The following is a 9,719-nucleotide window of genomic DNA, read 5'->3' on the forward strand; positions in this document are numbered from 1 at the left end:
TTATTATGCCATAGACTGGAATAAGGATTGGTAAGATTGAGCAGACTGTATAGCTAAGAAATGGTCTGCGAATGGCTGTTTCTGGGCAAAGTAAATAGGCATAGCTCCACATCCATAGGCCATAAATTGAGCATAAAATAACAACCTGAAAAAGTGGGTAACCATAATCCTGTGGTTTCTTTCTAAGAAAATTGATCAGATACTCTGAATAAAACAGCCCTTGATATGCTATCGATATGGACGCAATAAACCAGATAAGAAATAAGGGAATGAGGATCAGGTATTTTTTATTCATATTGTTATTACCATATTAAGATCATATTGCTTAAAGGGTTTTGCACTGTTTTGTTTACAACACAAGCTGAGGCATAGCCTACAGGAATATATTTAAACCTTAATGCATGATGTAGCGCATAGTTTAAACGAAAAAAAGCCACTATTTAAAAATAGTGGCTTTTGCTCTTTAAGTCTATTTAGAACTTAGAACTTTTTAAAACCTTTTGTCACAACAAACGGTTTTTTCTTTTCAGGTTGTTCACTACGTTCTTGGCGATCTGAACGATCTAGACGCTCGTTTGGATTATAGCGGCCTTCTGAACGGTTACGGTTTTGTTGATTACCATAACGGTTTTCAGAACGGTTGCTATTAAAACTATTACCACGGTTGTCAGCACGCTCATTGTTGTAGCTGTTGCCGCCAGAACGTGCTTTATTAAAGCGGTTTTCAGAGCGTTCATTGCGATTGTCAGTACGATTTTCAGTGCGGTTTTGACCATATTGGTTTGCACTTGGCTGAGCATCACGACGATCATTTTGATAGTTGTGAGTTTCTTCACCTTCGCTATCACGACGTTGTTGACGCAGGAATCCACCACGACGCGCAGCCATAGGCTTGTCTTGCATACGTTCAGTACGACGTTTTGCCATACCAAATAAACCTGTACCTTGACGTGGTTTCAGTTCAACAGCTTTGGTTAAATTATCGATATCAGTTTTATCAAGTTCCATCCAACGACCTGTACGAAGTTCACGAGGCAAAATCACAGTGCCGTAACGGGTACGGAGCAAGCGACTTACTTTTAGACCTTGTGATTCAAAAATACGGCGAACCTCACGGTTACGACCTTCTTTTACAACGACTTGGTACCAGCGATTGATCCCTTCACCACCAATTTCAGAGAAAGATTCAAATTTTGCTGGACCATCATCTAAAACAACGCCATTTGTCATGTTGTTTTTGAGTTGAGGCGTTACTTCACCCATGACTCGAACTGCATATTCACGTTCGATTTCATTTGAGGGATGCATTAAACGATTGGCAAGTTCACCATCATTTGTAAAAAGTAATAAACCTGTTGAGTTGATATCTAGACGACCCACCATCACCCAACGGTCATTGGAAATCGGGGGTAAGTGATCAAACACAGTCGGGCGAGATTCTGGATCATTACGAGAACAGATTTCACCTTCAGGTTTGTAGTAAATCAAGACACGACGACGAATTTCGTCTTCAATTTGGAACTGAACTTTACGACCATCGATGCGAAGCTCATCACCTGGTTCAATACGTTCGCCCACTTGAGCAACCTGCCCATTGACACTTACACGACCAGCGGCAATGACCTCTTCCATATAACGGCGAGAGCCCAAACCCACTCGTGCGAGTACCTTTTGCAATTTTTCACTCATGACAGCATAACCTTAGAAATAATCATCAACAGTGCACCTATTTAAGACTTGGCAGCTTGCGCATCCAAAATCATAAAAGCTTCCTTGGCATCCTGTAGGGGAGGCAATTGATCTAAAGACACTAGACCAAAAGCATTTAAAAATTGTGGCGTTGTCACTAACAACGCGGGTCTACCTGGGAGTTCTCGGTAACCAGATTCTTTAATCCAGTTCCAATCAAACAAAGTCCTGAGTATTTGACTATTATTTGTAACCCCTCGTATTTGCTCAATATCAGCACGGGTTACTGGCTGATGATAAGCGATCACTGCAACTGTTTCTAACAGTGACGGCGATAATCGAGTTGGTCGATCTGGCCAAACTTGCGCAATCACATTGCGGTATTTTGCCCGCACTTGAAAACGATAACCTTGGGCTGTTTCGACAAGTTCGATTGAACGACCATGTTGTAACACAGACAATTGCTGTAAATACTGTTGCAACTGTTGTTTAGAATACTGATTTTGAAATGCTTCTTTTAAGCGAGCAAGCGATACAGGGGCATCACTTGCAAAAATAATCGCTTCAAGTTGCATCAGAACTTCGTGATGTAATTCATCAACATTAAAGGCATTATTTTGATCAATGGTCATGCCGTTGCTCCTTGAATTGCAAGCGGGGCCTCAACACCAGAAGAAATAATTTGGACTTTTTGCTGACGGGTCAGCTCCAAGATTGCCATAAATGTAACCACCATGCCCATTCGACCTTGGTTTGGCTTGAGTAATTCTTGGAAACTGAGAACTTCTCCAGATTCAATCATATATTCGATATAAGCAATGCGTTCTTCAAGTAATACAGGTTCTTGTTCAATCTTATGGGTTATGGGTTCAGGGCGGTTAAAAATGCAATACAAGGCATCTTTTAACATCTCAACATCATAACCTTCATAGACTTTTGGAATATGACCAATCGCAACATGGGTCGCAAAAGTATCTCGGTCTAAAACAGGCATCTGGCCTAAACGTTCAGCTGCTTTTTTAATCCGTAAATAGGTCTCTAAGCGATCGATTAATTCCTGTTTTGGATCTTTTTCAATATGAATGGTTTTAGGTTTTGGCAATAACAAGCGAGATTTTAAATCTGCCAATAATGCTGCCATCACCATATAGTCAGCGGTTAACTCGATATTTAACGATTTCATACCGTCCATATAAGACAAGTATTGTGTTGCAATCGGAGCAATATCTAACTGTAAAAGATCGAAACCATTTTTTTGAATCAGATAAATTAAAAAGTCGAGTGGTCCTTCGAAATGTTCAAGCAGAATTTCGAATGCAGCAGGAGGAATATATAAATCCTCTGGAATTTCTTCTTGCCATTCATCCAATACACGGATGTTGGAAATGGATTCCATAGGATGCTGAGTTGCTTGAGTCATTACAGTTTATTAGCCACGCGAATTTTCAAAGGCATGTTTTATTCGTGTTACCACTCAATAGGTACAATAGGAGAGGGTGGTGACGAATTACAAAAAGATATTTGGCTTATTTTAATGGAAAAGTTAAGAGGAATACATTGTTTAATTATAAAAACCATAAAAAAACCTGAAAATAAATAGGGAATATTTAGTTTTTTGATGATTAAAATCAACTAAGCTACTCATTTTTATTGTAAATTTTTATATATTTTCAAGAAAAAATTTATCCATATTTTAATCGCATAATGTGAAGTGGATCAACTTTATATACTGGGTGGGTTTGAATTGTTAGATTTTTTTACTTTCAATCTATTCTTTGCAAAATGATACTGACTCTATTATTGCATGCTTAAAATTATAATTTTGCCCAAAATATTACAATGCTATTTAGTTGATTTTGGATATAACTGGATGGTGTATAAACATCTCAGCGAAATCGTTTAAGACTATAAATATGAAAAAAATTAGTGATGAATGAGTAAATAATTTTGTTTTCAAATATATGCGGACTTTAAGTTATTAAAATCTTTGAATAGGTGACTTTTACCCAACAGCCTCACAATAGAAAAGTTAAATGATCAATCAAAATAATACTTTCGATCTTCATTTCTTCTTAATTTCCTAATCCAAGAAAAAAGCCAAATAGCAACCAACACAATACGGCGCAACACATTAGCAATCAGATCAGTTTGTTTATATACGCTTTTAACAGCATTTTTGGTTACTCATCTATTGAGTTTTGATCAAACATCCCAGCCTCACAATCCATTTATTCATGTTACTCATCCCTAAACATGAATTTGGTTCACTTTTTTGTGAAATTATATCATTTTTATTCATGTACGGATTGCGGTATAAATTACACCAAGCGCTTCACGATAGATGAGATTATCGTTGATTCTGAATTGAGCGACCAAGTACAAGTCAGAAAATACGGGAAATACTATTGGCTGGATAGATCCAAAGAGAAATTGGATGGTCCAGAAAGAGCATGAAAAAAATTCAGGTTTATTTCAGAAATTAGGGTATCAGATCATCATGAGTAAAGATTTTACATTTACGATTAAGAGCATTAGTTTCGACGAAAACTATCATCCCTCTAATAATACGCGTATCACAACCAACTTTGCCAATTTAGCAAGAGGTGAGAGTCGCCATGACAATCTGCGCAATACCCTAACGATGATTGACAATCGTTTTAATGCCTTAGCGCATTGGGATAATCCAGAAGCAGATCGTTATTCTGTTGAGCTCGAAATTATTTCAGTTGATATTGATATCGAAGGCAACGGTGAGACTTTCCCTACGATTGAAATATTGAAAACCAATATTGTTGATCACAAAAATAATCAACGTATTGAAGGTATTGTGGGCAACAATTTTTCTTCTTATGTGCGTGATTATGATTTTAGTGTATTGCTGTTAGAACATAATAAAAATAAAGATCAATTTAGCCTGCCAGAAAACTATGGTGAGCTTCATGGGAAGATTTTCAACGCATTTGTAAATTCAAATGCGTATAAAGAAAACTTTAAAAAGTCACCTGTGATTTGTCTTAGTGTTTCAAGTAGCAAGGTGTATCACCGTACTGCAAATGTGCATCCAGTATTGGGTGTTGAATATCTGCAAGATGAATATTCATTAACAGATGAATACTTCGGAAAAATGGGTTTGCAGGTTCGCTATTTTATGCCGCCAAATAGTGTTGCGCCTTTGGCATTTTACTTCCGTGGTGATTTGCTGAGTGATTACACTAACCTTGAGTTGATCGGTACTATCAGCACCATGGAAACTTTCCAAAAGATTTACCGACCTGAGATTTACAACGCGAATTCTGTGGCAGGTAAATCTTACCAACCAAGTTTAAAGCATCAGGATTATTCACTTACTCGTATTGTGTATGACCGAGAAGAGCGTGGTCAGTTGGCGATTAAGCAAGGGAAATTTACTGAAGAGCAGTTCATCAAGCCATACAAACATATCCTTGAGCAGTGGTCTGCAAATTACGTTGCTTAATTTACCTAGATAGACAAGATTATTGATTATGAAAATATTATTACCGACTTCAACTGCTGGCAGCCTACCAAAACCTTCTTGGCTTGCCGAGCCTGAAAAACTTTGGTCACCTTGGAAATTACAAGATGAGCAATTAATTGAAGGCAAACAAGATGCTTTGCGTTTGTCATTGCAAGAGCAACAACACGCTGGGATCGATATTGTCAGTGATGGCGAACAAACCCGCCAACACTTTGTTACCACGTTTATTGAACATCTCAACGGTGTTGATTTTGAGAAACGTGAGACTGTACGCATTCGTAATCGCTATGATGCAAGCGTACCAACTGTTGTCGGTGCTGTGTCTCGTCAAAAGCCTGTTTTTGTTGATGATGCCAAGTTTTTACGTCAACAAACCAATCAACCGATTAAATGGGCGTTGCCTGGTCCAATGACGATGATTGATACGCTGTATGATGCGCATTATAAAAGTCGTGAAAAACTTGCTTGGGAATTTGCCAAAATCCTCAATGAAGAAGCCAAAGAGTTAGAAGCTGCGGGTGTGGATATTATTCAATTTGATGAACCTGCATTTAATGTGTTTTTTGATGAAGTCAACGACTGGGGTGTTGCGACTTTAGAAAGAGCACTTGAAGGACTTAAATGTGAAACTGCTGTGCATATTTGCTATGGCTACGGCATCAAAGCCAATACAGATTGGAAAAAGACTTTAGGTTCAGAATGGCGTCAATATGAAGAAGCATTCCCTAAACTTCAACAATCTAAAATTGATATCGTGTCTTTAGAATGCCAAAACTCTCGCGTGCCAATGGATCTGATCGAATTGATCCGTGGTAAGAAAGTAATGGTTGGTGCTATTGATGTGGCAACCAATACCATTGAAACAGCAGATGAAGTTGCCAACACATTACGAAAAGCACTTCAGTTTGTAGATGCAGATAAGCTTTATCCATCGACTAACTGTGGTATGGCTCCTTTATCTCGTGAAGTTGCAAGAGGCAAACTCAATGCTTTAAGTGCTGGCGCAGAAATCGTTCGTAAAGAACTTAGCCGCTAGTATTCAACGATATTGTGGTGTAAAAAGGGTGACCTGTTTGGGTGAATGGATATCCAAGACTCAACGGGAAACCCTAATCACAATTTAGAGAACATCAGTTCTACTGAGAAACTCATCCAGATGCAGTGCCTACATGACGGAATAGCAGGGTAATGCTAAATCTAAAAAAGTACGGTTCAATTTAGGAACAATGAAATGATTGAAGCAACAGACTTTAGAAATGCAATGTCTTTGTTGACCAGTGCAGTCAGTGTCATTACCACGACAGGTTTGTCTGGTCGTTACGGATTTACTGCGTCTGCCGTATGTAGTGTGACGGATTCACCTCCGACTTTATTGGTTTGTATGAATAAAGCGGCAAGTTCTCATGCACATTTTGTTGAAAATAAAATTTTAACTGTAAATGTTTTAAGCGCACATCATCAGCATATTTCTAAAGCGTTTTCGTCTAAATTAAGCCCAGAAGAACGATTTAAACATGGCGTTTGGACGGAATTAGAAACTGGCGCACCGGTTTTAGATGATGCTTTGGTGAATTTTGATTGTGAGATTGAGCAAATTCAAGAAGTTGGAACACATACGATTTTTATTTGTCGTATCGTGGCGATTCAACAAAGTGAACATGATCAAAGCTTGGTTTATTTTAATCGTTCTTATCATCATGTTGGGCAGACTGAAGTTGCTTAAAGCCAGTTTGGTTTTTGGTTTACGCCTTATGCCATGGCTAAAAATAATAAGGCGTGTTGATCGGTTGAATTGATCAAATACGCTGGTTTAATATAATCATAATCAATTATTTAATTGATTGAAAAATAATAATAATTTTAATGTTTTGCACAAAATCCGACATTGACACCCGAAAATTCTCCGATTATTCTTTGCTGGCTGGCCTACATTGCCAGTCGGTTTTGACAGACCGTTTTTGACTGCATCAGAATTATTCCATCTGAGGGATAGTTTTGCATGTAAACTTCTCGTCCCCTCTCGTTGCGGTAGGGCGGGAGAGGGACACCTTCGGGTGTGCTGGGGTCGAACCAGTCTGTCAACCTTCTTTCGTTCTGCCACCATAATTTTTATACATTGGCAGAATTTTGAATTGTTCAGGAGTTGGCCATGTATTTTATTCGTACACCTTCAGATTAGTGTTTAGCACGGTTTAACAGCCTTTGGGCTTTTAGGCATTGGCTGGTTATACCTAAAAAAATATCAACAATAAAACTTGAGATACACTCTGGTTACCTTTTGAAGCCTTTGATGCTTCTTTGCTTATAACAAGATCGAGAGTGGTTTTATCTCATTAAAACAAAAAATATTTATAGGGAAGATATATGTCAAATTTAGATATTTCATTTCGAGCTTTAAGGGTACTCGACACCTCCCGAAGACTCTTTAACCTATACGGTTTTCATCATGTTGGGGTAAACCGTATTATTGAGTCTGCCAGAATTCCCAAAGCCACGTTTTATAAATACTTTTATTCTAAAGAACGTTTGATTGAAATGAGTTTAACCTTTCAAAAAGATGCACTGAAAGAAGAAGTATTTACGATGATCTATAGACAGAAAGACTTTACTGTTTATGAAAAGCTTAAGCATATTTTCTTTTTACATGCCAATCTGGAAGGGTTTTATCATCTACCGTTTAAGGCTATTTTTGAAATTGAAAAGCACTATCCCAATGCTTATCAAATCGTAGTTGAATACCGAAGCTGGTTGATTGATGAAATTTATAAACTGCTTTTAACCAGCAATGTGAATGCCTCAAAACAAGATGCACATATGTTCTTGTTTGTGATTGATGGGGCAATGGTTCAGCTTCAAGGTGAAAATAGTGTGGATGATCGGGAGAGGTTGGTGGGGTGTTTTTTGGATGGGCGTCATGCGACACATCCCATGTCATTATCGAATACATAAATTCAAAAACTTATAAATTCTTGTGACACATAATGGCATTGGAATGCGACACAACCTATGACATTTTACGAGAAAAACGACACATCTATTGTCATTTTATAATACATAGATATTAAAAATAATTCTGACTTTAAGACGCTTTAATGGTTTAGTTTAAGTTCATCATGTGATGGGCAGTGAACAACTTATGATATGAATTTAAACCACTAAAATTGAATAGGTATGATCCTTGTTATAAGTGTAACTTTTGTAGAATAAAATAATGTGAATTTGATCACAATATGTAGATTTATTTATTAGTTGTAATAAAAATGTATTTTTTTTGTTTAAAAGATACTGATATATTAAATTTATCTTAAAAACTTAATATTTATTACAAAAATGCAAATTAATTTTACTATAACTGATGATCAAAAGCATACAGAGACAGGCCCTATTCAGGTGGGGTGGTTTTTAACGGATGATAAGGCTTCAATTCTTTTTAAACCACCATATCGTATGCGATCACAATCCCAACAAAAGCATGCAAAATCTGCAAGTCGTTGTCCAGCTGTACTTCAACTAGAAAGTCGTTATTTTGTGATCAATTGCCCATTTGATTTTCACTTACGTTTTGAACGAGATAAAACAGGAAAACCAGCATTGGTAAATGTATTGGGTGGTGCTTCACCTGTGCGCGCTAACAAATTACGAGAGTTGTTGGCGCTTGTAAATGAAAATGAATGGCGTACGCCTAATGTTCCGATTCTTCAACTAAAACTCCCTTATTGTTTTGTAGCGGATGAGGTGGTGTATATCACCCAGTTAGATGCTTTTGGGCATTACAGAAAACATTCTTTACCTGGGACGATTTTTGGTGGGCGTTTTCCAATTCATATATGGCCTAGACCATTAATGTGGGCTTTTGAGTGGCATGATACTTCTAAAGATTTAATTTTAAAACGGGGTGAGCCTTTGTTTTATTGTCAGTTTGATGGTTTTGATCCATCACGAACAGTGAAATTAGTTCAAGCGGAAAAGACATCTGAATTAATGCAGTATATGGAACAGATTTCAGGGGTGGTGAATTATATGAATCAGACTTTTTCGCTGTTTAGTGAGATGGATAAAGTGAGACCAGAAAAATTAATTACTATGAAATGGGATTAATAATTTATATATTCACACAATTTAAAAAGGCATTCTTATTTTATGGATAATATTAAACATTTTTTATTTTTATTTTTATTTATTATTATTTTGGTAAAACTAGTAGTATTGCCAGTTAATGAATTTTTTATTTTACCAAATTATCTTGAATATAAGGCTAAAAATATTAAAAATATTAAAAAAGGATATGCTTGCTATAAGGGTAAATATAAAACTAGAAGTGGTAATTATGTTTATGAGTATGTTGTAGATAATACAGGTATGACAAGTTTTTCAGGCCTAAAAGTTAGATTCCCATTTTTATATAAGAGAGGAGAGTTTTTTAAAAAAATAGAAAATAATAGTCAAAAATGTATTGATGTAAATTATGTTGAAATAAATTATTTTTTTATCAAAAAAAAATATATTTATGATTTTATTTAAAAATATAAAGGTG

8 protein-coding genes and 1 pseudogene are annotated in these 9,719 nt (G+C 36.6%); 6 read left to right on the forward strand and 3 right to left on the reverse strand.

The window, feature by feature from the left end:
• Positions 1-801: 801 nt before the first annotated feature.
• The 3 genes and pseudogenes from rluB to AC07U8_RS03995 all read right to left on the reverse strand — a co-directional run.
• A pseudogene (gene rluB / locus AC07U8_RS03985) lies at positions 802-1,689 on the reverse strand (23S rRNA pseudouridine(2605) synthase RluB); the annotation flags it as partial.
• A gap of 41 nt (positions 1,690-1,730) precedes the next feature.
• On the reverse strand, positions 1,731-2,321 hold the full coding sequence (gene scpB, locus AC07U8_RS03990; protein ID WP_004722881.1) for an SMC-Scp complex subunit ScpB: 591 nt from the start codon (positions 2,319-2,321) through the stop codon (positions 1,731-1,733).
• Positions 2,318-3,109 (reverse strand): segregation and condensation protein A, encoded by a 792-nt coding sequence (locus AC07U8_RS03995; protein WP_004819259.1) that lies wholly within the window; start codon positions 3,107-3,109, stop codon positions 2,318-2,320. The genes scpB and AC07U8_RS03995 overlap by 4 nt, the downstream gene beginning before the upstream one ends.
• A gap of 1,077 nt (positions 3,110-4,186) precedes the next feature.
• Here AC07U8_RS03995 and AC07U8_RS04000 point away from each other — a divergent pair.
• From AC07U8_RS04000 to AC07U8_RS04025, 6 genes are all read left to right on the forward strand, one after another.
• Complete coding sequence (locus AC07U8_RS04000) at positions 4,187-5,164, forward strand: DUF1852 domain-containing protein (RefSeq protein WP_034610135.1); 978 nt, start codon at positions 4,187-4,189, stop codon at positions 5,162-5,164.
• 28 nt (positions 5,165-5,192) lie between these two features.
• The gene (locus tag AC07U8_RS04005) at positions 5,193-6,221 is read left to right on the forward strand and encodes a methionine synthase (protein WP_244015152.1); all 1,029 of its coding nucleotides are present in this window, start codon (positions 5,193-5,195) and stop codon (positions 6,219-6,221) included.
• A 195-nt stretch (positions 6,222-6,416) separates the two neighbouring features.
• Positions 6,417-6,908: a flavin reductase gene (locus AC07U8_RS04010; protein ID WP_234622517.1), complete on the forward strand. Its 492-nt coding sequence runs from the start codon at positions 6,417-6,419 to the stop codon at positions 6,906-6,908.
• Between the two features lie 641 nt (positions 6,909-7,549).
• Positions 7,550-8,134 carry a TetR/AcrR family transcriptional regulator gene (locus AC07U8_RS04015; protein ID WP_494737373.1) on the forward strand — a complete coding sequence of 195 codons (585 nt, stop codon included), beginning with the start codon at positions 7,550-7,552 and terminating at the stop codon, positions 8,132-8,134.
• A 381-nt stretch (positions 8,135-8,515) separates the two neighbouring features.
• Complete coding sequence (locus AC07U8_RS04020) at positions 8,516-9,283, forward strand: hypothetical protein (RefSeq protein ID WP_494737374.1); 768 nt, start codon at positions 8,516-8,518, stop codon at positions 9,281-9,283.
• Between the two features lie 42 nt (positions 9,284-9,325).
• Positions 9,326-9,706, forward strand: coding sequence for a hypothetical protein (locus AC07U8_RS04025; RefSeq protein ID WP_004819288.1), 381 nt, complete (start codon positions 9,326-9,328; stop codon positions 9,704-9,706).
• Positions 9,707-9,719: the final 13 nt, after the last annotated feature.

This window comes from Acinetobacter sp. GW821-FHT01E09, assembly GCF_059422385.1.

Excerpts from the sequence above, each read along its gene's own strand:
- AC07U8_RS04020 (WP_494737374.1), top strand. The coding sequence starts at position 8,516 with ATGCAAATTAATTTTACTATAACTGATGATCAAAAGCATACAGAGACA.
- AC07U8_RS04005 (WP_244015152.1), top strand. The coding sequence starts at position 5,193 with ATGAAAATATTATTACCGACTTCAACTGCTGGCAGCCTACCAAAACCT.
- AC07U8_RS03995 (WP_004819259.1), bottom strand. The coding sequence starts at position 3,109 with ATGACTCAAGCAACTCAGCATCCTATGGAATCCATTTCCAACATCCGT.
- scpB (WP_004722881.1), bottom strand. The coding sequence starts at position 2,321 with ATGACCATTGATCAAAATAATGCCTTTAATGTTGATGAATTACATCAC.
- AC07U8_RS04025 (WP_004819288.1), top strand. The coding sequence starts at position 9,326 with ATGGATAATATTAAACATTTTTTATTTTTATTTTTATTTATTATTATT.
- AC07U8_RS04000 (WP_034610135.1), top strand. The coding sequence starts at position 4,187 with ATGAGTAAAGATTTTACATTTACGATTAAGAGCATTAGTTTCGACGAA.
- AC07U8_RS04010 (WP_234622517.1), top strand. The coding sequence starts at position 6,417 with ATGATTGAAGCAACAGACTTTAGAAATGCAATGTCTTTGTTGACCAGT.
- AC07U8_RS04015 (WP_494737373.1), top strand. The coding sequence starts at position 7,550 with ATGTCAAATTTAGATATTTCATTTCGAGCTTTAAGGGTACTCGACACC.